22 protein-coding genes are annotated in these 24,920 nt (G+C 64.9%); 12 read left to right on the top strand and 10 right to left on the bottom strand.

The genetic code is table 11. The features are described 5' to 3' along the window. Window positions 1-100: 100 nt before the first annotated feature. Window positions 101-1,252 carry a M48 family metallopeptidase gene (locus tag NWI01_RS01780; protein ID WP_141382124.1) on the top strand — a complete coding sequence of 384 codons (1,152 nt, stop codon included), beginning with the start codon at window positions 101-103 and terminating at the stop codon, window positions 1,250-1,252. Window positions 1,253-1,300: 48 nt separating this feature from the next. Here NWI01_RS01780 and NWI01_RS01775 read toward each other — a convergent pair whose 3' ends face one another. After that, entirely contained in the window at window positions 1,301-1,840 is a 540-nt protein-coding gene (locus NWI01_RS01775; protein ID WP_141382123.1) for an adenine phosphoribosyltransferase, read from the bottom strand. 151 nt (window positions 1,841-1,991) lie between these two features. Next, window positions 1,992-4,175, bottom strand: coding sequence for an anthranilate synthase component I (locus NWI01_RS01770; protein ID WP_141382121.1), 2,184 nt, complete (start codon window positions 4,173-4,175; stop codon window positions 1,992-1,994). A gap of 440 nt (window positions 4,176-4,615) precedes the next feature. Here NWI01_RS01770 and NWI01_RS01765 point away from each other — a divergent pair, with 440 nt between their 5' ends. Then, the gene (locus NWI01_RS01765) at window positions 4,616-5,113 is read left to right on the top strand and encodes a YbhB/YbcL family Raf kinase inhibitor-like protein (RefSeq protein ID WP_041345122.1); all 498 of its coding nucleotides are present in this window, start codon (window positions 4,616-4,618) and stop codon (window positions 5,111-5,113) included. Window positions 5,114-5,348: 235 nt separating this feature from the next. Here NWI01_RS01765 and NWI01_RS01760 read toward each other — a convergent pair whose 3' ends face one another. Both NWI01_RS01760 and petA read right to left on the bottom strand, forming a co-directional pair. Then, entirely contained in the window at window positions 5,349-7,412 is a 2,064-nt protein-coding gene (locus NWI01_RS01760; protein ID WP_141382120.1) for a cytochrome c1, read from the bottom strand. Between the two features lie 51 nt (window positions 7,413-7,463). Beyond that, on the bottom strand, window positions 7,464-7,991 hold the full coding sequence (gene petA, locus NWI01_RS01755; RefSeq protein WP_141382118.1) for a ubiquinol-cytochrome c reductase iron-sulfur subunit: 528 nt from the start codon (window positions 7,989-7,991) through the stop codon (window positions 7,464-7,466). A 202-nt stretch (window positions 7,992-8,193) separates the two neighbouring features. On the opposite strand from petA, the gene NWI01_RS01750 reads away from it, so the two are divergent. The 4 genes from NWI01_RS01750 (at window position 8,194) to hemF (ending at window position 10,683) form a co-directional block, all read left to right on the top strand. Next, window positions 8,194-8,664: a tRNA (cytidine(34)-2'-O)-methyltransferase gene (locus NWI01_RS01750; protein ID WP_141382116.1), complete on the top strand. Its 471-nt coding sequence runs from the start codon at window positions 8,194-8,196 to the stop codon at window positions 8,662-8,664. After that, window positions 8,661-9,293, top strand: coding sequence for a 7-carboxy-7-deazaguanine synthase (queE, locus tag NWI01_RS01745; protein ID WP_141382114.1), 633 nt, complete (start codon window positions 8,661-8,663; stop codon window positions 9,291-9,293). Before NWI01_RS01750 ends, queE begins: the two co-directional genes overlap by 4 nt. A gap of 82 nt (window positions 9,294-9,375) precedes the next feature. Beyond that, a complete protein-coding gene (locus NWI01_RS01740; RefSeq protein ID WP_011315823.1) occupies window positions 9,376-9,747 on the top strand; it encodes a 6-carboxytetrahydropterin synthase in 372 nt (123 codons plus the stop codon). Window positions 9,748-9,783: 36 nt separating this feature from the next. Beyond that, the gene (hemF, locus tag NWI01_RS01735) at window positions 9,784-10,683 is read left to right on the top strand and encodes an oxygen-dependent coproporphyrinogen oxidase (protein ID WP_141382112.1); all 900 of its coding nucleotides are present in this window, start codon (window positions 9,784-9,786) and stop codon (window positions 10,681-10,683) included. Between the two features lie 19 nt (window positions 10,684-10,702). Here hemF and NWI01_RS01730 read toward each other — a convergent pair whose 3' ends face one another. The 4 genes from NWI01_RS01730 to NWI01_RS01715 are packed head-to-tail and all read right to left on the bottom strand — an operon-like array spanning window position 10,703 to window position 13,492. Continuing rightward, the gene (locus NWI01_RS01730; protein ID WP_141382110.1) at window positions 10,703-11,959 is read right to left on the bottom strand and encodes a CCA tRNA nucleotidyltransferase; all 1,257 of its coding nucleotides are present in this window, start codon (window positions 11,957-11,959) and stop codon (window positions 10,703-10,705) included. After that, entirely contained in the window at window positions 11,956-12,219 is a 264-nt protein-coding gene (locus NWI01_RS01725) for a DUF6111 family protein (RefSeq protein WP_141382108.1), read from the bottom strand. Before NWI01_RS01725 ends, NWI01_RS01730 begins: the two co-directional genes overlap by 4 nt. After that, on the bottom strand, window positions 12,216-12,878 hold the full coding sequence (locus tag NWI01_RS01720; protein ID WP_181410334.1) for a CoA pyrophosphatase: 663 nt from the start codon (window positions 12,876-12,878) through the stop codon (window positions 12,216-12,218). Before NWI01_RS01720 ends, NWI01_RS01725 begins: the two co-directional genes overlap by 4 nt. A gap of 8 nt (window positions 12,879-12,886) precedes the next feature. Continuing rightward, complete coding sequence (locus NWI01_RS01715) at window positions 12,887-13,492, bottom strand: DUF1285 domain-containing protein (protein ID WP_141382104.1); 606 nt, start codon at window positions 13,490-13,492, stop codon at window positions 12,887-12,889. 263 nt (window positions 13,493-13,755) lie between these two features. Between NWI01_RS01715 and NWI01_RS01710 the strand changes: the two genes are divergently transcribed. The 6 genes from NWI01_RS01710 (at window position 13,756) to NWI01_RS01685 (ending at window position 23,716) form a co-directional block, all read left to right on the top strand. After that, a complete protein-coding gene (locus tag NWI01_RS01710) occupies window positions 13,756-14,769 on the top strand; it encodes an AAA family ATPase (RefSeq protein WP_141382102.1) in 1,014 nt (337 codons plus the stop codon). Then, window positions 14,769-15,710 carry a DUF58 domain-containing protein gene (locus tag NWI01_RS01705; RefSeq protein ID WP_181410333.1) on the top strand — a complete coding sequence of 314 codons (942 nt, stop codon included), beginning with the start codon at window positions 14,769-14,771 and terminating at the stop codon, window positions 15,708-15,710. The genes NWI01_RS01710 and NWI01_RS01705 overlap by 1 nt, the downstream gene beginning before the upstream one ends. Further along, window positions 15,710-18,520, top strand: a complete 2,811-nt coding sequence (locus tag NWI01_RS01700; protein WP_141382156.1) for a DUF4159 domain-containing protein — start codon at window positions 15,710-15,712, stop codon at window positions 18,518-18,520. The genes NWI01_RS01705 and NWI01_RS01700 overlap by 1 nt, the downstream gene beginning before the upstream one ends. A gap of 9 nt (window positions 18,521-18,529) precedes the next feature. Further along, the gene (locus tag NWI01_RS01695; RefSeq protein WP_141382098.1) at window positions 18,530-20,593 is read left to right on the top strand and encodes a hypothetical protein; all 2,064 of its coding nucleotides are present in this window, start codon (window positions 18,530-18,532) and stop codon (window positions 20,591-20,593) included. A 169-nt stretch (window positions 20,594-20,762) separates the two neighbouring features. Beyond that, window positions 20,763-21,191 carry a DUF2946 family protein gene (locus NWI01_RS01690; protein WP_141382096.1) on the top strand — a complete coding sequence of 143 codons (429 nt, stop codon included), beginning with the start codon at window positions 20,763-20,765 and terminating at the stop codon, window positions 21,189-21,191. A gap of 125 nt (window positions 21,192-21,316) precedes the next feature. Further along, window positions 21,317-23,716 (top strand): TonB-dependent receptor domain-containing protein, encoded by a 2,400-nt coding sequence (locus tag NWI01_RS01685; protein ID WP_141382094.1) that lies wholly within the window; start codon window positions 21,317-21,319, stop codon window positions 23,714-23,716. 79 nt (window positions 23,717-23,795) lie between these two features. Here NWI01_RS01685 and NWI01_RS01680 read toward each other — a convergent pair whose 3' ends face one another. Continuing rightward, on the bottom strand, window positions 23,796-24,323 hold the full coding sequence (locus tag NWI01_RS01680; protein WP_141382092.1) for a GNAT family N-acetyltransferase: 528 nt from the start codon (window positions 24,321-24,323) through the stop codon (window positions 23,796-23,798). A gap of 79 nt (window positions 24,324-24,402) precedes the next feature. Next, on the bottom strand, window positions 24,403-24,891 hold the full coding sequence (locus tag NWI01_RS01675) for an NUDIX domain-containing protein (RefSeq protein ID WP_141382090.1): 489 nt from the start codon (window positions 24,889-24,891) through the stop codon (window positions 24,403-24,405). Between the last annotated feature and the right edge of the window lie 29 nt (window positions 24,892-24,920).

Here is a 24,920-nt window from a genome sequence, read left to right as displayed (position 1 = left end):
TTCTTGCGATGCACCGGCACCAACAGGACAGGCTCTCTGCCCCCCTACGGGCGAGGAAACGGATCGTCCGCGCGCCGCGCGCTGCGAACGGATTCGCTTGATGGCAGCCTACGGTCTCTACACCCACATCGCATCGAACAAGATCCGTTCGATGTTTCTGCTGGGTGGGCTGTTCGTGCTGATCTACGTGATGGTTTTCGCCGGCGCGCTGATCGCCGAAGTGTTCCGGCTCGGCGCGGACTATCCCGCGGGATTCTACATCCGACAAGCCTGGCATGACCTGATCGCCGCCCTCCCCTGGGCCACGGCAGGATCAGTGCTGTGGATCGTGATCGCGTATTTTTTCCACCAGTCGATCATCGACGCGGTCACCGGCGGCCATGACGTCAGCCGCAAGGAACAACCGCGACTCTACAACTTGCTGGAAAACCTCTGCATTTCGCGCGGCATTCCAATGCCCAAGCTGAAGGTGATGGACACCGACGCGCTCAACGCCTTCGCAACCGGCCTCAACCGCCGTCAGTATGCGATCACCGTCACCACCGGTTTGATGAACGGGCTCAACGACGAAGAGATGGAAGCGGTGCTCGGCCACGAGCTGACCCACATTCGCAACGGCGACGTGCAGTTGATGGTGGTCGCCGTCATCATCGCGGGCGTCGTCGGCTTCGTCGCGGAACTATGTTTCCGTACCTTCCTGCGCAGCGGCGCACGACTGAGCGGCGGCAGCGGGCGGACCTCGCGCTCATCATCCTCCCGCAACGGCAAGAGCGGCGGCGCCGTCATCGCCGTGATCCTGGCGATGGTGCTTATCGTGCTGGCCTGGTTCCTGTCGCAGGTGGTGCGGATGGCGCTGTCGCGTTCGCGCGAACTGATGGCGGACGCGGGCTCGGTTGAACTGACCAAGAATCCGGACGCCATGATCTCGGCGCTGCGCAAGATCGAGAACCGCGGCGAACTGCCTGGCGTCACCTCGTCGGTGATGGAAATGTGCGTCGACAACCCGCGTCAGGGTTTCGCCGACCTGTTCGCCACCCATCCGTCCGTTGAAACCCGCGTGCGCGCGCTGGTGAGATATGCCGGCGGCCGCGATCCCGGACCGATGCAGTTGCCCACCGAGAGCGCCGTGACCGATCCAGAATTACCCGATCTCCCGCCGGGACCCTGGAGCAAGCCCCCGATACCGAACGCCACGACACCTGACGCCGCGCCGCCGCCGCCTGTTCCCGGCCCGTGGAGCCATCGCTCCTGATCTTCATCAGCCGTGAACGGTCGTTTGATCCCACCCTTGATGAAGGGATCAATGTCCCTCGAACGCCATCAGCGTCCGCACCGGGACATCCATCGCGCGCAGCTTGGCGGCGCCGCCGAGATCCGGCAGATCGATGATGAAACATGCCGCCACCACGTCAGCGCCGATCTGGCGCAGCAGCTTCACCGCGCCCTCGGCGGTGCCTCCGGTGGCGATCAGATCATCCACCAGAATGACGCGCTCGCCCCGGGCGATGGCGTCGACGTGCATTTCCATTTCGTCCGTGCCGTATTCCAGCGCATAGGCCATCCGTACGGTCTGGTGCGGCAGCTTGCCTTTCTTGCGGATCGGCACGAAACCCGCGGAGACCTGATGCGCCACCGCGCCACCCAGGATAAAGCCGCGCGCCTCGATGCCCGCGACCTTGTCGATCTTCGAGCCGGCCCAGGGATGCACGAGCTGATCGACGGCGCGACGGAACGCGCGCGCATCGCCGAGCAGCGTGGTGATGTCCCGAAACATGACCCCCGGCTTGGGGTAATCCGGAATGGTGCGGACAGAATCCTGCAGGTCATCTTCGAAAGTCATCAAGGTTTTCCTATCAATAAAGGCCTCTCCGGCCTGCCCGTGCTTGGCACGGGCATCCACGTCCTCGGTTACCAAGGAAGACGTGGATGGCCGGGACATAGGCGAACGGAAGCGACGCCGTTCTTCGAACGGCTATGCCCGGCCATGACGATCATACGAGATCATTGCTATTTTCGTGTCGCTCCCTTCCCAACCGGAACGCGTTCTCCACAATCCGCAAGCCGACCTCGCCGCCGAGCGACATCAGCGATTCCGGATGAAACTGCACGCCGCCAACCGGCAGCGACCTGTGCTCGATCGCCATCGGCACCCCGTCGTCGGTGGTCGCCGTTATTTCCAGCACATCGGGCAAACGGTCGCGCTCGACATAGAGCGAATGATAGCGGCCGATCACGATCTCGTTCGGCAGATTGCGCATCAGCCGGCCGCCGCGATTCTGCACGCGCGATGGCCTGCCATGCGCCGGCTGCGCAAGCTGACCGAGACGGCCGCCGAAATACTCACCGATCCCCTGCAGGCCGAGGCAAACGCCGAACACCGGCAGCTTCTTCTCCAGCGCGAGACCGATGGTTCGGGCCATGCCGAAATCCTCGGGCCGGCCGGGACCGGGCGACAGCACCAGCAGATCATAGCTTTGCCTGTCGAGCATGTCCTGCGCGTGGACGTAGCGCACCACGCTGACGCGCGCGCCGACCTGGCGGAAATAATCCGCCAGCATGTGCACGAAGCTGTCGTCGTGGTCGATCAGCAGCACGCGTTTTCCCGAGCCGGTCGCATCCGGCGCCACGGCCGAGAGCGGCTTCGGCGCATCGCCGCGCAACGCCTGGAACAGCGCCGCCGCCTTGGTCTGGCACTCGCGGTCCTCAAGCTCCGGCTTGCTGTCGAACAGGCAGGTAGCGCCGACGCGCACCTCCGCGAGGCCGTCCTTCATGCGGATGGTGCGGATGGTCAGGCCGGTGTTGATCGAGCCGTCGAAGCCGACGACGCCGAACGCGCCGGCATACCAGCGCCGCGTCGAGCGTTCGTTATCCTCGACGAACTGGATCGCCCACTTCTTCGGCGCGCCCGTCACCGTCACCGCCCATGCGTGGGTGAGAAATCCATCGAGCGCATCGAAGCCGGGCCGCAGGATGCCTTCGACATGATCGACCGTATGAAACAGCTTCGAATAGGTTTCGATCTGGCGGCGCGCGAGCACCTTGATCGTTCCCGGCATGCAGATGCGCGCCTTGTCGTTGCGATCGACGTCGGTGCACATGTTGAGTTCGAACTCGTCCTTCTCCGAGTTGAGCAATTCGCGAATCTGCTCGGCGTCGCCGATGGCGTCGGCGCCGCGCGCGATGGTCCCGGAAATCGGACAGGTCTCGATACGGCGGCCGTCGCTGCGCACGAACATTTCCGGCGAGGCGGAGACAAGAAACTCGCCGTCTCCGAGATTGACCAGTCCGCCATAGGGCGACGGATTGATCCGGCACAGTCGCTGAAACACCTCCGCCGGCGAGCGCTCGCAGGGCTCGGCGAACAACTGCCCGGGCACCGCCTCGAACAGGTCGCCGCGCGCGAACGCGGCGCGCGCCGTTTCCACCGTCGCCTGATATTCGCCGGGAGCGTGATCGGTGAAGCCCTGGCGCTGCGTCTTCGTATAGACGCTTTCGGAGGTATCGCGCGGCTGCCCTTCGGTGGAGCGGCCTTTCCATGCGAAATCGTACGACAGTACGACGCCATGGCCGGCGGCACGATCATAAGCGAGCAGGCGATCAGGAATGAACAGCACGATGTCGCGCTGATCGCCTTCGCGCGCGCGTTTCTGCACCAGATCTTCAATCTGGAACACGAGGTCATAGGCGAACGCGCCGTACAGCCCGAGCATGGGATCCGCCGTCGACGCGAAAGCCGTTACCAGCGCCCGCACCAGCGACATCACGCTGGCGCGCCGGGTACGCTGGTCTTCCTCCACCGGCGCATCGCCGCGGACAATATGACCGGAGAGCCGGCGAGCGGTCTTGTCGGTGACGACCACGCACGGCTCGCTCAAGGTCTCGCCAAGGAAAGCGATCAGCACCTCGCCGCGAGCATTGGTGGCTTCGATGGTAAAATTGAATCCCGTGGTTTCGAGCTTAAGCGGCGGATCGGCGAAGCCGAGGTCGAAACTCTCATAACGGCCCGGCACCGTCGTGCCCGATGACAGCACCACGCCGCGGCGGCTGTCGAGCAGACCGATCAGGTCGTCGAGCCTGCTGCCGCCGGTAAAATGTTCGATCGACCGGCTGATCGAAAGGCCACCGGCGGTCAGGTACTCGCTTTGCGCGGGAAGGGAAAAGACGGTCCTGTTCATGCAGTCCTCTTACGAGACTTGCGGAGAGAGCGCCACACAGGACAAACAAAAAGGCCGTCGCTCTGCATGACGGCCTTCGACGATTGGAATTAAAAGCAAAATCGTATCAGCCACCCTTCAGAAGGTGGGTCGCCAGAAGCGGAGCGGGCGGACGACGGTATCCATGGCGGCGAAGTCATCATTCCGGGGGTACGATGTCAAGAGCGTTCACCGGCGACGCGCCGCTTTGGGACAGGATCCTGCTTCATCCTGATTCAACTCAGGTGGATCAGGATCGAGATGCCCCCTGAAGCATTTCCGCTTCTGATTGAACAGAAGCGGAAGCTCTGGAATTGTTGTTTTGACGCGTTTTCTGCACGCGAAGCCGATATCCATCCTCGGGTCAGGCCCGAGGACATGCTTGGCTCGAGAACGCTATAATTCCACACCGGGAGAACATCATGGCCTTCAAAGTCGTGAGCGACAGTTTCAAGGACGGCGACTACCTCAGCACGGATCATGTCGTATCGGCGGATTTCGGTTTCGGCTGCGCGGGCGGCAACCGCTCGCCGCACCTGCGCTGGAGCGGCGCGCCGGAAGGCACGAAGAGCTTCGCCGTGACCTGTTTCGATCCGGACGCGCCGACCGGCAGCGGCTTCTGGCACTGGGTCGTCATCAATATTCCGGCCTCGGTGAGCGAGCTTGAGCTCGATGCCGGCAATCCCGATAGCGGCAAGCTACCGGCTGGCGCGTTGCAGACCCGCACCGATTACGGCGCCGCGCGCTACGGCGGCCCCTGCCCGCCGGAAGGCGATCATCCGCATCGATATGTCTTCACCGTGCATGCGGTCGGCGGCGACATCAACGCCGACGCCGACACCTCGGCGGCGGTGATCGGGTTCCAGCTTCATTTCAACACGCTGGCGAAATCCGCGGTGATGGGCCTGTTCAAGCGCTGAGCGAGGTTCGTCTCGAACAAATGCGTAATACGAGAGAGGCGGTTCGCTCAATCACCGTCATGGCCGGACTTGTTCCGGCCATCCACGTCTTGGAAACCAGCAAAAGAAGACGTGAATGCCCGGCATAAAGCCAGACATGACGAAAGAGAAATGCCATCGCTGCCTGAATCGGCTTCGCTGCAAACAAAAAAGGCTCCCGCAAGGGAGCCCTTTTTAACTTGAGCACGAACGCGGTTCAGTGCGCGTCGGCCCACACCGCCCGCTTGGTGAAGTAAAGCAGTCCCGCAAGGATGACCATGAAAATCATGACCTGAAAGCCAAGCCGCTTGCGCTCCTCGAGCTTCGGCTCCGCGGCCCACATCAGAAACGCCGCCACGTCCTTGGCATACTGATCGACGCTCTGCGGGGTCCCGTCGTCATAGGTGACCTGATCGTCCGACAGCACGTTCGGCATCTTCATGGCATGGCCGGGGAAGTACCTGTTGTAGGTCGATCCGTCCGGCAGCTTGAACCCTTCCGGCGGGGTGTCCTCGAACCCCGTCAGAAGAGCGTGGATGTAGTTCGGGCCCTTCTCCTGAAACTGGGTGAAGGCATCGAAGATGAACTGCGGGAAGCCGCGCTCATAGCCGCGCGCCTTGGCCATCAGAGAGAGATCGGGCGGAGCCGCGCCGCCATTGGCCGCACGGGCAGCGTTCTCGTTTGGGAACGGCGACGGAAACTTGTCGGCGATGCGTCCCGGCCGCTCGAACATGTCGCCGGCGTCGTTGGGCCCGTCCTTCACCTGAATCTCGGCAGCCAGCGCCTCAGCCTGGGCGACCGAGAGGCCCGGGCCGCCCGGATCCGTCAGATTGCGATAGTGCACCAGATTCATCGAATGGCAGGCCGCACAGACTTCCTTGTAGACCTTGTAGCCGCGCTGTAACTGGCCCTGATCGAATTTTCCGAACGGGCCGGCGAACGACCAGCTCATCGAGGGCGGAGTCGAGCCATGATCGGACGCTCTTGCCGTCGAGCCGCTATCCAGCGCAAGCAGCCCGACAACTCCGATCACCGCCAGAGCCGAGGCCACGACACTTTTCTTCTTCCCCAGCACGTCATCGGCGATCGAATTGGGGACGGCTCGCGGCTTCTCGATGCGACTCAGGATCGGCAGCACGATCAGGAAGTAGGCGAAGTAGCACGCCGTCAGGATGCGGCCGGCGATCACATAGACGCCCTCCGGCGGCTTCGCGCCGAGATAACCGAGACCCAGACACACGCCGACAAAGATCCAGAAGCACTGCTTGGCCAGCGGACGATAACGCATGGAGCGGGTCTTGGAGGAATCGAGCCAGGGCAGGAACGCCAGGACCAGAATGGCGCTGAACATCGCCACCACGCCCGCGAGCTTGTCCGGGATCGAGCGAAGGATCGCGTAAAACGGCAGATAATACCATTCCGGCACGATGTGCGGAGGCGTCACGCCCGGATTGGCCGGGATGTAGTTGTCGGGATCGCCGAGATAATTCGGGATATAGAAGACGAACCAGAAAAAGAACAGAATGAAACAGGCAAGGCCGAACGCATCCTTGATCGTCGCATAGGGTGTAAACGGCACCGTATCCTTCGACGTCTTGGGCTCGACCCCGGCCGGATTGTTCTGTCCCGCGACATGCAGCGCCCATACGTGCAGCACGACCACGCCCGCGATCACGAACGGCAGCAGGTAGTGCAGCGAGAAGAAGCGGTTCAGCGTCGGATTGCCGACCGAGTAGCCGCCCCATAGCAGGGTCACGATGCTTTCGCCAAAATAGGGAATGGCGGAAAACAGATTGGTGATGACGGTCGCGCCCCAGAAACTCATCTGGCCCCACGGCAGCACGTAGCCCATGAAGCCGGTCGCCATCATCAGCAGGTAGATGATGACGCCGAGGATCCAGAGGATCTCGCGCGGCTCCTTGTAGGAGCCGTAATAAAGGCCGCGAAGCATGTGGATATATACGGCGATGAAGAACATCGAGGCGCCGTTCGAATGGAGGTAACGCAGCAGCCATCCGTAATCGACATCGCGCACGATCGCTTCGACCGAGTTGAAGGCGAGATCGGCGTGCGGCGTATAGTGCATCGCAAGGATGACGCCGGTGACGATCTGCACGCCCAGCATGAAGGAGAGGATGCCGCCGAACGTCCACCAGTAGTTCAGGTTGCGCGGCGTCGGATAGGCGACGAACGAGGAATGAACGAGACCGAAGATCGGCAGACGACGCTCGATCCATTTAAGGACGGGATTCTTCGGCTGGAAGGTGGAGGGTCCGCTCATGATGCGATCCTGACGAATGAGACGACGCGTTCGGTTCGGGACGGCTGGGCCTTAGCCGATCTTGATCTTGCTGTCGGAAATGAAGGCGTAAGGCGGCACCGGAAGGTTGGAGGGCGCGGGGCCCTGGCGGATACGGCCGGAGGTGTCGTACACCGAGCCGTGGCAGGGGCAGAAGAAGCCGTCATAAGCGCCCTCATGCGCGATCGGCACGCAGCCCAGGTGGGTACAGATGCCGATGACCACCAGCCACTGGTCATGGCCTTCCTTGACGCGCGCCGAATCCGGCTGCGGGTCAGGCAGGCTCGCGACATTGACGTTGCGGGCTTCCTCGATCTGCTTCTTGGTGCGGTGGCTGATGAAGATCGGCTTGCCGCGCCAGAACACCTTGATGTCCTGCCCTTCGGCGATCGGAGAGAGATCGACCTCGATCGGCGCGCCCGCGGCGATCGTGGAGGCGTCCGGGTTGAGCTGGGCCACCAGCGGCCAGGCCGCGGCGGCCGCACCGACGGCGGCGACCGCGCCGGTCGCCACAAAAAGGAAATCACGGCGGCTTTGTCCTGCCGAAGACGATGTCGTCACGATTCCAACCCTTTCCTACCCGCTGCCGGTCTTGTTGCTATGAGGTGTAACCATTCCAGGGATGCATCTTGCAAGCGGCCGTTTTATTGGCACCCTCGCCGGATCAGCGCAAGTGCGCTATCGGTCTCATTCGTGCAGCGCACAAAATGCGGCAGCCGCGAAATCATCTCAGGACAGTCATCTCAGGACAATCATCGAGCCAATGCGGATCGCACTTTTTCAACCCGATATCCCGCAGAACACCGGGACAATCCTGCGTCTGTGCGCGTGCCTCGGCGTTGAAGCCCACATCATCGAGCCCGCCGGATTTCCGGTCTCGGACCGGCATTTCCGCCGGGCGGGCATGGACTATCTCGACCAGGTCACCATCGTGCGCCACGATTCCTGGCTGAAATTCGAGCAATGGCGCGCCGGCGACGGCGGGCGGCTGGTCCTGTTCACGACCAGGGGCGCCCTGCCCTATCTGGACCATCGTTATGCGGCTACCGATATTCTGTTGTTCGGCCGCGAAAGCGCCGGGGTGCCGGATGCCGTGGCAGCAGCCGCGAACGCGCGTCTGGTGATACCCTTGAAGCCCGCGTTACGTTCGCTGAACGTCGCCATGGCAGCCGCCATGGCTGTGGGCGAGGCTCTGCGGCAGACAGAACCGGCCCTGACGGAAAGGATCCCGTGAGTTACGCGGTCAAGGAAATTTTTCTGACGCTGCAAGGCGAAGGCGCCCATGCGGGCCGCGCCGCGGTATTCTGCCGCTTCTCCGGCTGCAACCTCTGGAGCGGCCGCGAAGAAGATCGTGCTTCAGCCACCTGCCGGTTCTGCGACACGGATTTCGTGGGCACCGACGGCACGCTGGGCGGACGCTACGCCACCGCCGATGCGCTGGCCGACACCGTCGCCGGGCAATGGGCCGGACCGGCCGCTCATCGCTACACGGTGTTGACCGGAGGCGAGCCGCTGTTGCAGGTCGACAAGGCGTTCGTCGACGCGCTGCACGCCCGCGGCTTCGAAGTCGGAATCGAGACCAACGGCACCCTTGCGCCGCCCGACGGCATCGACTGGCTGTGCGTCAGCCCAAAGGCCGGCGCCGATCTGCGCATCAGGCGAGGTCACGAACTCAAGCTGGTCTATCCGCAGGCGGATGCCCGGCCGGAGGATTTTGTCAATCTCGCCTTCGATCGGTTCTCGTTGCAACCGATGGATGGGCCGGATGCGGCCGAAAACACTGCGCGCGCCATCGATTATTGCCTGCGGCATCCGCAGTGGCGGCTCAGCCTGCAAACACACAAGACGCTTGGGATCAGGTAGAAATGGACGAGCGGCAACGCGTAAAGACGTCATGCGCGGACGCGGGCTCCACCCGCGCATCCATATGGAGGCGAACTTCAGAATGTGGGAGTTGACGAAATCGTTCCGCTTCGAGGCCGCGCATGCGCTGCCGGGAACGACATTGGGAGCCGCGAGCATGGAGATCCACGGCCATTCGTTCCGGGCCGAGGTGAGCCTGCGCGGTACGCCCGATCCCGCGAGCGGCATGGTGCTCGATCTCGGCCTGCTCGAACGGGGCATGGGCGAGGTCCGGAACAAGCTCGACCATAAGCTCCTCAACGACGTCGAAGGACTTGGCCCGCCGACGCTGGAGAATCTGGCGCGCTTCATCTGGGATCATGTCCAGCACGCGGGAGCCGTGACCCGCGTCAGCGTGCATCGCGACAGCTGCGGCGAAAGCTGCGCCTATTTCGGTCCGCATGTTCCGTCGTAAAGAATGAATCGGTTTTATCCCGTGAAGGAGACCTCGATGGAGGCAACCCGGTTGGAGGATCGCACGCTGGAGGATCGCAAGGCCCGCGCGCGATCCTGGTTCGAGCAACTGCGCGACGATATCTGCTCGGCTTTCGAGAAGCTGGAAGACGACGCTCCCGCCTCGCTCTATCCCGGCAACGCGGGGCGTTTCGTCCGCACGCCGTGGGAGCGGACCGACCACACCGGCCAGCCGGGCGGCGGCGGTGTCATGTCGATGATGCACGGGCGGCTGTTCGAGAAGGTCGGCGTGCACTGCTCGACCGTGCATGGTGAATTCGCGCCGGAGTTTCGCGCGCAGATTCCGGGAGCGGCGGATGATCCGAATTTCTGGGCGTCGGGCATCTCGCTGATCGCCCACATGCGCAATCCGCATATTCCCGCCGTTCACATGAACACGCGCTTCGTGGTGACCACGAAAGCGTGGTTCGGCGGCGGCGGCGACCTGACGCCCGTGCTGATGCGGCGGCGCACGCAGGAAGACCCCGACAGCGTCGCGTTCCACGCGGCGATGAAGTCCGCCTGCGATGCCCATGCCGTGGCCGACTATGACAAATACAAGACCTGGTGCGACGAGTATTTCCATCTGCCGCACCGCAAGGAAGCGCGCGGAATCGGCGGCATCTTCTATGACTGGCATGACAGCGGCGACTGGGACGCCGATCTAGCCTTCACGCAGGAGGTCGGACGGGCGCTGCTCAAGGTCTACCCCGAGCTTGTGCGCCGCAACTTCAGCACGCCGTGGACGGCGGCGGATCGCGAGGAGCAGTTGATCCGGCGCGGACGCTACGCCGAGTTCAATCTTCTCTACGATCGCGGCACCATTTTCGGGCTGAAGACCGGCGGCAACGTGGAGTCGATCCTCTCCTCGATGCCTCCCGAGGTGAAATGGCCCTAAGGGAGTATTTCGGCCAGGCTCACAGCCGGTGATCACGCGTGAACCGTGCGACGGTCTGATCGGCGATCGCCGAAAGCCGCGCGGAGTCGAGCGGGAAGTCCTCCGCGAGCCAGGCGTCTTCCGCGATCGTCAGAACGTGTCCGAGCGCAGGGCCTTCCGCGATTCCGCGAACGATGAAATCCTCGGCCTTCAAAGGGAAGGCCGGCGGCTGCCAGCGCCGCGGCAGGGTTGCGACGTTTAGCCACGGCGCCGGATCGGCGCCGAGCCCCGCCTTTGACCAGGCCTGCATCAGCCGGTCACGAAAGCGCGTCGCGCCAAGACGATACAGCCGCCGGCGGGCGGTCGCCTCGTCCATGCTGCCGAGCCGCCACCAGCGATGTCCCATCGAGTCCAGCTGTTTCGCCTCGGCATTGGAGAGCCGCAATCGCTGCGCGAGCCGCCGCGCATCTTCAGTCACCGACACCGCAAGCGCCGCGAGCCGGCGGATCGGATCGGGCGCAAGTTCGAGCGCGGATTCCGCCGCCATCATCACCGCGAGCGGCCCGCGATAGGCCACCCCGCCGAAAACGGCCAGCAGCAGGCCGCCATCCTCCATCGCCACCGCCGCGTCCACGGCGCCATCGGCGAGAAGCAGCTTCAGTATCTCGGCCCGCAGGCGTTCGGCCGACAGCGTGGCCAATCCGGCGCGGCCGCGGATGCAGGCAAGATAGCCATCGCGATCGGGCTCGCCTGCGCCATAGGCGGCGTGGATCCGGAAAAAGCGGAGAATGCGCAGGTAGTCCTCCGCGATACGACGGTCCGGATCGCCGATGAAGCGCACCCGCCTGGCCGCGATGTCGTCGAGTCCGCCGACATGATCGTGCACCGTGCCGTCGCTATCGACCGACAGGCCGTTGATGGTGAAATCGCGACGCTCGGCATCGCGCGCCCAATCCCGACCGAATGCAACCCTGGCCTTGCGGCCGAAGGTTTCAACATCCTCGCGCAGCGTCGTGACCTCGACCGGCTTGCCCTCGACGACCAGCGTGACGGTGCCGTGCTCGACCCCGGTCGGAATGCTCTTGATGCGGGCCGCGGCCGCGCGGCGCATGATTTCCTCGGGCGGCGCGGTGGTGGCGATATCGATCTCGACGACGGGCAGGCCCATCAAGGCGTTGCGAACGGCGCCGCCGACGACCCGCGCCTCCTCGCCGTTTCCGCTGAGCAGCGAAAGAACGCGTACCGCCGGACCTGATTTGAGCCAGCCCGCATCGCATAGCGAGCGGGCCACGTTCACCTCTCGACTCCGGGCACAAGCTTCCCGTTTTCGAGATGCGCCGGAACATAGGTCGAATCCGGCGGCGAGCCGGAGAAATTCGCCAGCAAAATGAAACTGACGACGACCAGCACCAGTGCCGCGAGCGAGAGCCTCAAGACGATGTGCGCCGGCCATGAGGCGGCGATCATGAAGTCCACACGGTTGGCGATGAGATATGCCGCGTAAACGGCGAACGGAATCAGGAAGATCCCGAGCTCCATTAGAATTGGACGCATCATTTCAGATAGACTCGCTCATACAGTACGCGCAGGATCCCGGCAGTCGCACCCCAGATATTTCGCTCGGCGAACGGCATCTCGTAGAACGAGCGCGTTCTGCCGCGGAATTGCTTCCGGCCGAGTTTGTGATTGAGAGGGTTCATCAGAAACGACAGCGGTACCTCGAATGCGTCGTCCACTTCATTCGTATTGATGCGAAGATCAAATCCCGGCCTCACCCGCGCCAGTGTCGGCAGGATGCGGAAGCCGAAACTCGTCCCGTAAAGATCAAGATACCCGATCGGCTCCACGAAGTCGCGGGTCAACCCGACTTCTTCCCACGCCTCCCGCAGCGCCGCGTCGATCGGCGAGGCATCGGTGGCGTCGATCTTGCCGCCGGGAAACGCGATCTGACCGGCATGCTCCTTGAGATGCGCCGCGCGCTGCGTCAGCAGCACCGTCGGCTGTTCGCGCGCAATCACCGGAATCAGCACCGCCGCCGGCCGGATCGGCGTTTCCAGAGCGATCGTGCGGAGCACTGCATCGTTGTCATCGTCACCGGTCAAGGGAACGATGCCGGCGTCGGTGAGCCCCGGCGGAATGTCGAAACGCAACCGCTCCCGCGCGCGGTCGAAAAACTCCCCGGCGCCGACAGTGGTGGCGGCGCCTGTCCTCACCATGGGCACGTTCAACCTGCGTCCCTCACCTGCTCGGCATCCGCCATCGCAAAGAACTCGCCTCCCGATTCGATGCCGAACATCATTTTGTTATCGACCATCCGTTGCGCGCCCATGTCAACAAGATCGTAATACAAGGCCCTCGTCACTTTGGCCCAGAGACCAGCCCGAACGTGCAGATAAGGCTTCAATCCGCCGCCCGCCGAGGGCTCAAAACGCAGCCGGTGCCCGGAATCGCATGGCACCCAGTCGCCGACGTTGGTGCGGAAATGCAGCAGACGGTCATCTGCATCCCGATCCTCGATCATCTCGACGGCCAGGAACGGCGCGTCATCGACGGTGATGCCAACCTTCTCCACCGGCGTCACCAGAAAGTGGCTATCGCCTTCACGCTTTAGGATCGTGGAGAACAGCCGCACCAATGTCGGGCGGCCGATCGGGGTTCGCATGTAGAACCAGGTGCCGTCGCTGGCTATTCGCATATCCAGATCGCCGCAAAACGGCGGGTTCCACAGATGCACCGGCGGCAGGCCCTTGCCAGGCGGTCCGGCGGCGTCACGGGCGGCCGTCATCAGCGCGTCCAGTGTCCGGCTTTCCGGCTGCCCTTGCTTCGCCATGGTTTACCCTGAGGTTGCCCAGCCTGTTCTGGCACAAAACAGGCGCAACACCAATGGGCGCACCGGATGCCGGAACCGTCACACCGGGTCCCGATCTGTGACTCCGCCCGGAGTTCGAACTCCCCGACGATCACAGACGATCACAGACGATCACAGACGATCACATGGGGATAGTTTAATTCGAGGAATACACAGCGATCGCGTATGTTTAACAGTTCATGGCGTGACGGCGCGGATGCGCGGCCACGCGCAAGGAGTGACGGATGACCGCCGCAGACCCCGACAAAGGCGTTGAGAAACTGGAAGACGTGATCGTCCGCTCCGCGGAGCAGGTCGCGGGGCAAGTTCGCGCGGCGCGGGACGCGATTTCCACCGTCATCTTCGGTCAGGACAGGGTTGTCGAAAATACGCTGGTGACCATCCTTTCCGGGGGTCATGCGCTCCTGATCGGCGTTCCCGGCCTCGCCAAGACCAAGCTCGTCGAAACGCTCGGCGTCACGCTCGGACTCGACGCCAAGCGCGTCCAGTTCACACCGGACCTGATGCCGTCGGACATCCTCGGCGCCGAGGTGCTGGACGAGAGCAGCATCGGCAAGCGGTCGTTCCGCTTCATTCCCGGACCGGTCTTCGCACAGCTTTTGATGGCGGATGAAATCAACCGCGCCAGCCCGCGCACGCAATCCGCACTGTTGCAGGCGATGCAGGAGCAGCACATCACCGTCGCCGGCGTGCGCCACGATCTGCCGAAACCCTTTCATGTGCTTGCGACGCAGAATCCGCTGGAGCAGGAAGGCACCTACCCGCTGCCGGAAGCGCAGCTCGACCGCTTCCTGATGGAGATCGATGTCGACTATCCGGATCGTGACGCGGAACGCCGCATCCTGTTCGAGACCACCGGCGCCGGAGAGACCCTCGCGAAAGCCGCGATGAACGCCGACGCCGTTCTTGCCGCGCAGCGGCTGGTGCGGCGGCTGCCGGTCGGCGACAGCGTGGTCGAAGCCATTCTTTCGCTGGTCAGGTCGGCGCGTCCGGGCCCGGAGAGCGGCGAAACCGGAAAACTGATCGCGTGGGGACCGGGGCCGCGCGCCAGCCAGTCGCTGATGCTGGCCGTGCGCGCCCGAGCGCTGCTTGACGGACGCCTTGCGCCGTCGATCGACGACGTTCTCGACCTCGCCGAGCCCGTGCTCAAGCATCGCATGGCGCTGACATTCTCGGCCCGCGCCGAAGGTCGCTCCATCTCCGGCGTCATCGAACAACTTAAATCACGGATCGGTTGATGGCCGCCGCCGCCGGGCACGTCAGGCAGGAGATCGAAGCCGTCAGACGTGCCGATGGTGAAAGCCGCACGCTGGCGGCGTCGTTGCCGCGTCTGGTGCTGGAGGCCCGGCGCATCGCCGCCAATGTCATTCATGGCCTGCATGGCCGCCGCCGCCCCGGCCCCGGCGAAAGCTTCTGGCAATACCGGCGCTTCGTGTCCGGGGAGCCGTCGCAGAACGTCGACTGGCGCCGCTCCGCGCGCGACGATCATCTCTACGTCCGCGAGCACGAGTGGGAGGCCGCGCACACCGTCTGGATCTGGCCCGATCGCTCAGCGTCGATGGCCTTCGCCTCCCGGGATGCGCGCGACAGCAAGCTCGAGCGCGCCTTGATCGTGACGTTCGCACTTGCCGAATTGCTGGTGGCCGGCGGTGAACGCGTCGGCGTTCCCGGACTGATCAATCCGACCGCGAGCCGCAACGTCATCGACAGGATCGCCCAGGCGATGCTTCATGACGATCGCGCCCGCGCCAGTCTGCCGCCCTCGTTCGTGCCATCGGCCCGGTCGGAGATCGTGGTGCTGTCGGACTTCTGGTCGCCTGTGGCCGACATCCGGACCATGCTGGCCGGGCTGTCGGCTTCCGGCGCGCACGGCACGCTCTTACAGGTCGTCGATCCCGCCGAGGAGACATTCCCCTATTCGGGACGCGTCGAATTCGTCGAGCCCGAGGACGGCCGGGTCATCACCGCCGGCCGCGCCGAGCGATGGGCCGGCGACTATGTCAAGCGCGTCGCGCTGCATCGCGACCAGATTCGCTCTGAGACCAGAACACTCGGCTGGCTGTTCTCGACTCACACCACTGACCGGTCCGCCGCCGACCTGCTGTTGTTTCTCCACAGCGGCATGATGGCGAGCCGGGGAAGCGGCGGCGCCTCGGCCGGAGCGGAGCGCACCGCATGATGCCGGCCCTTCCGCTGTCATTCCTGCAACCGCTGATGCTGCTCGGCCTGCTCAGCCTGCCGCTGCTGTGGTGGCTGCTTCGCGTGATGCCGCCGCGCCCGCGCCGCATCGATTTTCCGCCGACACGGCTGTTGTTCGATATCGCCCCGAAGGAAGAAACGCCTTCGCGCACCCCGTGGTGGCTGACGGCGTTGCGGCTTGCGGCGGCGGCGCTGGTGATTCTCGCGGCCGCCGGTCCGGTCTGGAATCCGAAAACCGGCGCGGCCCGCAGCACCGCACCCCTGACGATCCTGCTCGACGATGGGTGGAGCGCGGCATCGAGCTGGGAAACCCGGATCAAGGCCGCGGATGAACTGATCACTGAAGCCGACGGCGACCGGCGGGGCGTCGCCATCGTGCCCTTGTCGGAGCCGGCGCGCGACATCACGCTGATGCCCACCGGCACCGCGCGCGTGGCGCTGCGCCAACTCGTGCCAAAACCCTTCGCCGTCGAACGCGTCGAGACGCTGCCGGCGCTCGAACGCTTCCTGATGGCGACGGGCGACAGCGACATCGCATGGCTGTCCGACGGAATCGACAGCGGGCGCGGGGCCGAACTCGTCGATGGACTTCGCAAGGTGATCGGCGACCGTTCGCTGACCATCATCGAAGGCGGCGCGCCGCCCGCCCGCGCGCTGACCGCGGCGGAGAATGCGGCCGCCCGGATGACCGTGAAGGTGCTGCGCGCCGCCGCGAACGGCATGGATGCCGGGATGGTCCGTGCGCTCGACCAGAAAGGCGCGCCGATCGGCGAAGCGCCATATGCGTTCGCGCTTCAGGATCGCGAAACCGAAGCCGCGTTCGACCTGCCGCTGGAGCTGCGCAACGACATCGCCCGGCTGGAGATCGCCGGGGAACGGTCGGCGGGCGCGGTGCAGTTGCTCGACAAGCGCTGGCGAAGGCGCGCCATCGGCGTGGTCAGCGGATCGAGCGCCGAAAGGGCGCAGCCGCTGCTCGCGCCGACCTTCTATTTGAGCCGCGCGCTGGCGCCGTTCGCCGATGTCCGGCTCGGCGACAAGAGCGCCCCGCAGCAGGCCATCACCCAGTTTCTGGATCAGAAGCTGCCGATGATCGTCATGGCCGACGTCGGGGCGCTTTCACCGGAACTACGCCATCGGATCGACGACTGGATCGACCGTGGCGGCGTGCTGGTGCGGTTCGCGGGGCCGCGTTTGGCGCAAGCGGACGACGGCCTGGTCCCGGTCAAATTACGGCGCGGCGGCCGTAGCCTCGGCGGCAGCCTGACCTGGGAAAAACCGCAGCATCTGGCGGCGCTGGCCGAGGACGGACCGTTCGCTGGCCTGCCGGTGCCGAATGACGTGACCGTCAGCCGGCAGGTGCTCGCCGAACCGGATGCGACGCTCGCAACGAAGAGCTGGGCGTCGCTGGTCGACGGCACGCCGCTGGTGACCGGCGAGCGCCGCGGCAAGGGCCTGCTGGCGCTATTCCACATCAGCGCCGACATGCGCTGGTCCGATCTGCCGATGTCCGGCACTTTCGTCGAGATGCTGCGGCGGATCGTCGATGCCTCCGGCTACACGGCGAACATCGGCAGGATCGACACGGACACCCGGACGGAAACCGCCGCGCCGCTGCGGACGCTCGATGGTTTCGGCGTTCTCACGCCGCCGCCCGCCAATGTCAAACCCTTGCCGGTCGATGATCGCGGCCGTGGCACCATTGAGCATCCACCGGGATTCTACGGCCCGGCCGACGGGCCGATCGCCGTCAACACGCTGGCGGCCACCGACCGGATCGTACCGCTCGACACGTCGAACCTGACGGCGCGGCGCGCAAGTTTCACCAACGCCGAACCGCTTGATCTGCGCGGCATCCTGCTATCGTCGGCGCTTGCGCTGTTTCTGGCCGACGCCGTCATCGTGGCGCTGCTCGGCGGCGGCCTGGCGATGCTGCTGCGCCGCCGCGCGGCCCAGGCGGCGCTGGCTCTCGCTCTCGCATTGCCGGCGATCGCGATAACACCCTCGCCGTCCCGCGCCGACGGCGCAAACGACACCTTCGCGATGAAGGCCGTGGCGCAGACCCGGCTCGCCTATGTCGTGACCGGCGACGCCGGCGTCGACGCCATCGTCAAGGCGGGAATGAGCGGACTGACATTGTTCCTGGCGCAGCGCACGGCGCTTGAAGCCGGCGATCCGGTCGGCGTCGATCCGGCGCGCGACGAACTGGCGTTCTTCCCGCTGATCTACTGGCCGGTGGTGCCGGGCGCGCCGAAGCCGCCGCAAAAGGCGCTCGACCGGATCGACGCCTACATGAAGCAGGGCGGCACCATTCTGTTCGACACCCGCGACGCGATCGATGCGCTGCCGGGGACCGACGGCGAATCCCGAACGCCCGGAATGCAACAACTGCGCACCATTCTGGCGTCGCTCGACATCCCCGAGCTAGAGCCGGTGCCGCACGAGCATGTGCTGGCCAAGACGTTCTACCTTCTGCACGGCTTTCCGGGCCGCTTCACCACCGGCCAGACCTGGGTCGAGGCCCTGCCGCGCAGCGAGGATGACGAAGCAGCTTCACGTCCGGCACGCGGCGGCGACGGCGTCTCGCCGATCATCATCACCTCGAACGATCTCGCGGGCGCCTGGGCGATGCGTGCCGACGGCCAGCCGATGCTGCCGCTCTCGCCGGGCGCGCCGCGCCAGCGCGAATTCGCGTTCCGCGCCGGGGTCAACATCGTGATGTATACGCTGACCGGCAACTACAAGGCCGATCAGGTTCATGCGCCCGCGCTGATCGAACGGCTGGGGCAGTAGGACCGCAGCATGCAGTATAGCATCGCCTTCGCGCCGCTGGTTCCCACGATCGTGCTGTGGAGCGCTTTCGCCGCGATCGCCGTGATCACGGTGCTGCTTCTGATAGGCCGCGCGCGCGGCGCGGCGGTGCGGGTGGCGGCGCTGGCGCTGATCCTGCTCGCGCTCGCCAATCCGTCGTTCACCCGGGAGGAGCGCGAACCGCTGCCATCGGTGGCCGCCGTCATCGTCGACAAGAGCCCGAGCCAGAATTTCGGGGACCGCGCCGATCAGGCCGCGAAGGCGCGCGACGCGCTTGTCGACCGCCTCAAGCAGGTCAAGGGACTTGAAGTCCGCGTCGTCGATGCAGGCCAGGCGGACGGCGAGACCGACGGCACCCGGTTGTTCTCGGCGCTTTCCTCGACCCTGTCCGATGTGCCGACCGACCGCGTCGCCGGGGCCTTCCTGATCACCGACGGGCGCGTTCACGACATTCCGGACAACGCCGCCGCGCTCGGATTCAAGGCGCCGGTCCATGCCCTGATCACCGGCCACACAAACGAACGCGACCGCCGCGTCGCTATTGTCGCCGCGCCGCGCTTCGGCATCGTCGGCCAGAGCCAGACCGTCACCTACCGGCTCGACGACCAGGGCGTCAGCGGCGAACTCGCGAAAGTGGTGGTGCGCCGCGACGGCGACATCATCAGCGAGCGTAGCGTTCTGAGCGGGGAAACCGTGAAGGTCGAGGTCGGCATCAAACATGCCGGGCAGAACATCGTCGAGATCGAAGCCTCGCCTCTCGCGGACGAACTGACGCTGGTCAACAATCGCGCCGTGGTGCCGATCGACGGCGTCCGCGACAAGCTGCGGGTGCTGTTGGTATCGGGCGAGCCGCATTCCGGCGAGCGCACATGGCGCAACCTCTTGAAGTCGGACCCCAGCGTCGACCTGGTTCACTTCACGATCCTGCGTCCGCCCGAAAAGCAGGACGGCACGCCCATCCACGAACTGTCGCTGATCGCTTTCCCGACGCGTGAGCTGTTTCAGGAGAAGATCAACGAATTTCAGCTCATCATCTTCGACCGCTATGCGCGCCAGGGCGTGTTGCCAACCGCCTATTTCGACAACATCGCGCGTTACGTGCGCGCGGGCGGCGCGGTGCTGGTTTCGGCCGGACCGGACTACGCCTCGACCACCAGCATCTGGCGGACGCCGCTGGACACTGTGCTGCCGGCCGAGCCGGTCGGCGTCACTGAAAAGCCGTTCCACGCCCGGCTCAGCGAAGCCGGCAAGCGCCATCCCGTCACGCGGGGGCTTGAAGGCTCCGCGAGCGATCCGCCGCGCTGGAGCCGATTCTTCCGCGAAGTCGACACCCGCAACGTCGCGGTGCCGCCGGTCATGACCGGCGCCGACGGCCAGCCCCTGCTGTTGCTGTCCCGTTATGACGAAGGCCGGGTGGCGCTGCTGTTGTCGGATCACATCTGGCTGTGGGCGAGGGGTTTCGAGGGCGGCGGTCCGCATCTCGACCTGCTGCGGCGGATGTCGCACTGGCTGATGAAGCAGCCCGAACTCGAGGAAGAAACGCTGCGGCTCGCCGTGCAGGGCAAGGACCTCCTCGTGCAGCGCCAGACCATGGCCGATACCGTCACGCCGGTCACCGTCACCTCGCCCTCCGGCAAGACCCGCGAACTCACGCTGGAGGCCGCGGAACCCGGTTTGTGGAAGGCGGCATTGGCGGCGGACGAACTCGGATTGTGGCAGGCAACCGACGGCACCCTGAAAGCCCTGATCAACGTCGGTCCCGCCAATCCAAAGGAGTTTTCCGAGGTCACCTCAACCATCGAGGCGCTCAGGCCGCTCGCGCAGGCCAGCGGCGGTGACGCCCGGCGCATCGCGGATGGCTCCGCCATCGACGTTCCGCGCATCGTCCCGGTGCATGCCTCCAGCGTGTTTCGCGGCGAGGGCTGGCTGGGCGTGCGGATGCGTGACGCCAGCGTGGTGCGCGGCGTCGGCGTGCTGCCGGTGTTCGCCGGACTGATCGGCCTGTTGCTGCTGCTCGGCGCCTTTGCCGCGACCTGGCTTCGGGAAGGGCGCTGAACCGATCCGGTCGCGCGATCCGTTGCACAAAATCCACATTCCCGAATTGGCGGCCACATCTTGAGCTACCGCCGGCAGGTCGCCGTTGACATCCGGCCGGAACCCAGGCGTTATATTATAACATCCGAGCCGCTGCGGAACGATCCCGCGAGGGCATAGGGCAGATGCAATGAAGTGGTTCCGGTCGAACATCAAACATGGATCGCGGCTCGCGCTGTTCGCGCTCGCGATCCAGTTTGTGCTGTCGTTCGGCCATCATCACGGCGCGGTGGCGCTCGCGGCGCCCGCCATCGCGATTCAGGCCAGCGACGCCGCCGGGACCGACAAGACCCTCGCGACCCACGACGCATCGCTCAGTGATCCCGCAAATGCCTCGGCCACGCGGCCGGCGGAACCGGCGTCGAGCCAGGATCAGGACAGCGATCACTGCGCCGTTTGTGCCGTCCTTGCGCTCGCGCGGACGGTACTGTTCTCGGCACCTCCAGTTCTGCCGCTCCCGGACGCGTATCATGTCCGCTATCTGACCGCCGCGGCCGAATTCAATCACCTCGAATCACGGCGTGTCGTCTTTCAGCCACGCGCCCCTCCTTCGTCCTGACGTCGATCCGGTAACGGCCGCCGCGCCGCGCGGGGCTTTTGACCGACGAATTTCGCAAGTTGTTTATCGACTTCGACGGCCCCGACCGCTGCGAGCGGAACGTCGGTCGTGTCAGGACCAGCCAGATGCCTTTTTCTTCCAATCATTTTCTTGCGATGGCGCGCCTCGGCGCAATGTCGCTTCCAGCCCTTGCCATGGGAATCCCCGATGACGTTTCCGCCCAGACAACCCTGCCCGGAATCGTGGTCAACGCGCCCAGTCCGATCGTGCGCCACGCACGGCCGGCTCCAACGACACCAGCGCGCACAGCCCGCCGCGGCACGACGAGGCCTTCCGCGCCGCAGCAACCCGAGATAGCCAGCGCACCGCAGCCGGCTTCCCCCGATCTCCGGGGCACGCTCCCCATCGTGACCGATCAGTTCGCGACCGTGACCGTGGTGACGAATGAAGAGATTCGCCGCAACGGAGCCGCGACGCTGGGCGACCTTCTCAACGACAAGCCCGGCATCACCGGCTCCTCCTATGCACCCGGCGCATCGAGCCGGCCCATCATTCGCGGCCTCGACGTCAATCGCGTCGGCATCGTGGAGAACGGCATCGGAAGCAATGGGGCCTCCGATCTCGGCGAGGACCACTTCGTGCCGATCGATCCGCTTTCGACCAATCAGGTCGAGGTGATCCGCGGCCCGGCGGCGCTGCGTTACGGGTCGACGGCCATCGGCGGCGTGGTCAGCGCCAGTAATAATCGCATACCGGAGCAAATGCCGTGCGGTCCGACGCCGTGGCAGGCCTACGGTTTCGGGGTCAAGCCCCCGGCCACCGCCAATGGCTGCCTCAATGCCGAGACCCGCTCGGCGCTTTCGTCCGTCAACAACGGTCTCGAAGGGGCCGTGCTGATCGACGCCGGCGCCGACAACGTGGCGGTTCACGCCGACGCTTATGGCCGCCGCGCCGACGACTATGCGATCCCCGGCGGCCGCTACCAGGCCAATACCTCGAACCGCAGCATGGGCGCATCCGTCGGAGCGTCGTACCTGTTCGATGGCGGCTTCATTGGCGCTTCCATCGCTCACAACAACGTCCTCTACCATATCCCCGGCGATCACGGCGCCGACTTCAAGGAGCGTATCGACGGCCGCCAGAACCGCGTGACCGTCAAGGGAGAATATCGCCCTGATTCCGCGCTGATCGACGCCGTGCGTATCTGGCTCGGCGCCGTGGACTACAGGCACCACGAACGCGGACTGGAAGACGCCCACGATCCGTCCAGCGACGGCATCCATCAGACCTTCACCGACCGTTCGCAGGAAGGCCGGCTCGAGGTCCAACTCGCGCCCTACATGCTCGGGGCCATCCCTGTCACCACCGCGATCGGGATTCAGGGCGGACATCAGGATCTCGCAGCGAGCAGTCCAGAGAACGCGGGGGCGCTCTACAACGGATTGTTTGCGCCGAACTCGAACTCCCGGATCGGAACCTACATCTTCAACGAGTTTCAGCTCGCGCCCACGACGCGCGCGCAAATCGCCGGTCGCGTGGAGCATGTGTGGCTGAACGGCACGATGCCGGACTTTCCGGCCAGTTTCATGCCGGACGGGTCGGCGCAGCTGCCGATCGCGCGCGATCTCTCCTTCACGCCGGCCAGCGCCAGCGTCGGCCTGCTGCAGGACCTGCCGGGTGACCTTGTCGCCAGCGTCACCGGCCAGTTTGTCCAGCGCGCGCCGAAGCCGGCGGAGCTGTTCTCCCGCGGCATCCATCACGCCACCACCACTTTCGACATCGGCAATCCGAACCTGAAGATCGAGACCGCGCAATCGGTCGAAGTGGGTCTGCGGCGCGCCAAGGGCCCGCTCCGCTTCGAGGCGACGGGCTACTACACGCGTTTCAACAACTTCATCTACCGGCGCCTGACCGGCGCATTCTGCGACGACGACTTCGCCTCGTGCCACACCCATGATCATCACGATCACGACGACCATGACGACCACGATCACGATGATCACGACGACCATGGCCATGACGACGCGCACGGCCACGGCCACCACCTCAACCAGGCGGTTTACAGCCAGCGCGACGCCACGTTCCGCGGCGGCGAATTGCAGTTTCAGTACGACGCGATTCCGTTGTGGAACGGCATGTTCGGCATCGAGGGGCAGTACGACATCGTCCGCGCGACTTTCACGGATGGCACCAACGTGCCGCGGATTCCGCCGCAGCGCCTGGGCGGAGGTTTCTTCTACCGCGACGCCAACTGGCTCGCCCGCATCAACCTGCTCCATGCCTTCGCGCAGAACAACGTGAGCGACGTCGAGACACCCACCCCCGGCTACAACCGGCTGCGAGCCGAGATCAGCTATACGACCATGCTGCCCGGAAACCACTGGCTGGGCGGACAGGCGGTGACCGTCGGTCTCGTCGGCGATAACCTGCTAAATGAGCAGATTCGCAACGCCGCCGCCTACAACAAGGACCAGGTATTGCTGCCGGGACTGAACGTGCGGCTGTTCGCGAATGTGAAGTATTGAATGCGTCCCGGTGATGCCCGGCTTGTGCCCGGCATCACCGCACCAAACGGCGGATTGCCAACAGCAAAGAGCGTCTATCTCAGCTTACCACGGCCTCCCGCGCGAACGCCCAGTCCGGCCGGATCATGCCGGACACGCCCTCGAACGCGCTAGGAGCCAGCTCACACACCAACAGCCGCGCCCGATCGACCGGGCCCGGCATGTCGGCCTGTCCTTTCGGAATCATCCTGAAACCGGAGCGACCGTAATAGGATTCATCGCCGACAAGCACGACGAGACGATGCCCCTTCGCTTTCGCGTCTTCGAGCGCGCGCTCAAGCAGCGCGTGCCCGATCCCCCGGCCGCGGAACGGCGGCTCGACCGTCAGCGGACCGAGGAGCAGCGCCGGCGTGTCGCCGATGCAGACCGGCAGCAACCGGACCGAGCCGACCAGCAGCGTGCCGATGCGCGCGGTCACGGAAAGTTCAAGCAAATGATCGACATGCTCGCGCAGGCGGTAAGCGCTGAGCACGAAACGGCCGGGACCGAAGGTGCGTTCATGCAGACGCTCGATGGCCTGCGCGTCACCAGCGGTTTCGGTCAGGAGGGTAAGGGACAGATCTGACATGAGGAAGGCGGATAGCATCTGCCAGGGGCGCGGTCCATCACCTGCCACTGCTCGCGGCCGCTGATTGCGGCCGGTCCGGTCACCCGCGCCAGGTGGGAACGGGCGCTTCGTGATAAAGGACTTCCGCGATCCGCAGCCGCGTACCGGCCGTGGTGTCGGCCGGCAGGGCATCGGCGGCGAAAAAACCGCAATCGATGATCTCCCGGTTTGGCTCGGGCTTGCGATCCTGCCGGAAGTCGCGGACGACATAGACGGTGACGTGATCACGCCGCGAAACATGGCTGTTGAAAAAAATACCGTGCAACACCGGCTCGCCGCAGATTTCGATTCGCCCTTCCTCCATGAGCTCGCGCTCCAGCGCCGTACGCGACGCCTCGCCGACCTCGACGCCACCGCCGGGCAAATGCCAGCCCGCCACATAGCTGTGCCTGACCAGAAAAATCCTGTTATCGGCGTCGAGCACCACGCCGCGCACGCCGAGCGTCATGCCGCGGGCGAACCGAAAATACAGATGAAACAGCCGGCGACGCGCGGACTCCTCAAAGCGCCGCAAACGGTGAAAGTTCATGATATCGTAAGCCCCCGACACCGCGCGAA

The organism is Nitrobacter winogradskyi (assembly GCF_006539545.1).
Lineage (GTDB): Bacteria > Pseudomonadota > Alphaproteobacteria > Rhizobiales > Xanthobacteraceae > Nitrobacter > Nitrobacter winogradskyi_A.
Note: the sequence above shows the minus strand (reverse complement) of the source record. Positions and strands in the feature narration are given on the sequence as shown.

Coding starts and splice junctions, on each gene's coding strand:
- NWI01_RS01700 (WP_141382156.1), top strand. CDS start 15,710: ATGCCGGCCCTTCCGCTGTCATTCCTGCAACCGCTGATGCTGCTCGGC.
- NWI01_RS01705 (WP_181410333.1), top strand. CDS start 14,769: ATGGCCGCCGCCGCCGGGCACGTCAGGCAGGAGATCGAAGCCGTCAGA.
- NWI01_RS01715 (WP_141382104.1), bottom strand. CDS start 13,492: ATGGCGAAGCAAGGGCAGCCGGAAAGCCGGACACTGGACGCGCTGATG.
- NWI01_RS01770 (WP_141382121.1), bottom strand. CDS start 4,175: ATGAACAGGACCGTCTTTTCCCTTCCCGCGCAAAGCGAGTACCTGACC.
- NWI01_RS01720 (WP_181410334.1), bottom strand. CDS start 12,878: ATGGTGAGGACAGGCGCCGCCACCACTGTCGGCGCCGGGGAGTTTTTC.
- NWI01_RS01780 (WP_141382124.1), top strand. CDS start 101: ATGGCAGCCTACGGTCTCTACACCCACATCGCATCGAACAAGATCCGT.
- NWI01_RS01690 (WP_141382096.1), top strand. CDS start 20,763: ATGAAGTGGTTCCGGTCGAACATCAAACATGGATCGCGGCTCGCGCTG.
- NWI01_RS01765 (WP_041345122.1), top strand. CDS start 4,616: ATGGCCTTCAAAGTCGTGAGCGACAGTTTCAAGGACGGCGACTACCTC.
- NWI01_RS01710 (WP_141382102.1), top strand. CDS start 13,756: ATGACCGCCGCAGACCCCGACAAAGGCGTTGAGAAACTGGAAGACGTG.
- NWI01_RS01750 (WP_141382116.1), top strand. CDS start 8,194: ATGCGGATCGCACTTTTTCAACCCGATATCCCGCAGAACACCGGGACA.
- hemF (WP_141382112.1), top strand. CDS start 9,784: ATGGAGGCAACCCGGTTGGAGGATCGCACGCTGGAGGATCGCAAGGCC.
- NWI01_RS01740 (WP_011315823.1), top strand. CDS start 9,376: ATGTGGGAGTTGACGAAATCGTTCCGCTTCGAGGCCGCGCATGCGCTG.
- NWI01_RS01680 (WP_141382092.1), bottom strand. CDS start 24,323: ATGTCAGATCTGTCCCTTACCCTCCTGACCGAAACCGCTGGTGACGCG.
- NWI01_RS01725 (WP_141382108.1), bottom strand. CDS start 12,219: ATGATGCGTCCAATTCTAATGGAGCTCGGGATCTTCCTGATTCCGTTC.
- NWI01_RS01675 (WP_141382090.1), bottom strand. CDS start 24,891: ATGAACTTTCACCGTTTGCGGCGCTTTGAGGAGTCCGCGCGTCGCCGG.
- NWI01_RS01775 (WP_141382123.1), bottom strand. CDS start 1,840: ATGACTTTCGAAGATGACCTGCAGGATTCTGTCCGCACCATTCCGGAT.
- NWI01_RS01685 (WP_141382094.1), top strand. CDS start 21,317: ATGCCTTTTTCTTCCAATCATTTTCTTGCGATGGCGCGCCTCGGCGCA.
- NWI01_RS01760 (WP_141382120.1), bottom strand. CDS start 7,412: ATGAGCGGACCCTCCACCTTCCAGCCGAAGAATCCCGTCCTTAAATGG.
- NWI01_RS01695 (WP_141382098.1), top strand. CDS start 18,530: ATGCAGTATAGCATCGCCTTCGCGCCGCTGGTTCCCACGATCGTGCTG.